This window comes from Pontibacter sp. JAM-7 (assembly GCF_048548695.2).
Lineage (GTDB): Bacteria > Pseudomonadota > Gammaproteobacteria > Pseudomonadales > Balneatricaceae > Neptuniibacter.
This window is the reverse complement of record NZ_JBLYIF020000067.1, coordinates 1-242: the sequence shown is the minus strand read 5'-3', so window position 1 is coordinate 242 and position 242 is coordinate 1. Positions and strand designations below refer to the sequence as shown.

At 47.9% G+C, this 242-nt stretch carries 1 protein-coding gene; it reads left to right on the top strand.

The genetic code is table 11. The annotated features are described in order from the left end of the window. Positions 1-48: 48 nt before the first annotated feature. Positions 49-242, top strand: a 194-nt coding sequence (locus ACFVYJ_RS13895; RefSeq protein ID WP_463255467.1) for a phosphate acyltransferase, incomplete at its 3' end; no start/stop codon positions are given.

Sequence of the window (242 nt, the reverse complement as noted above, 5' to 3'; positions counted from 1 at the left end):
GTAAAACCCAACTTGCAGAGCACTCTGGACGCAGCGGCACTCTGTAAAATGGAAGACCGGGGCCAGATCACAGGCGGCATTTTAGATGGTCCGCTGTCCTTTGATAATGCCATCTCCAAACAAGCAGCACTGGATAAACACATCGTCTCTGAGGTTTCAGGAGAAGCCGATATACTGCTGTCACCCGATCTTGAAGCGGCAAACATGATCGATAAGCAGCTTATATATATGGCAAATGCTAA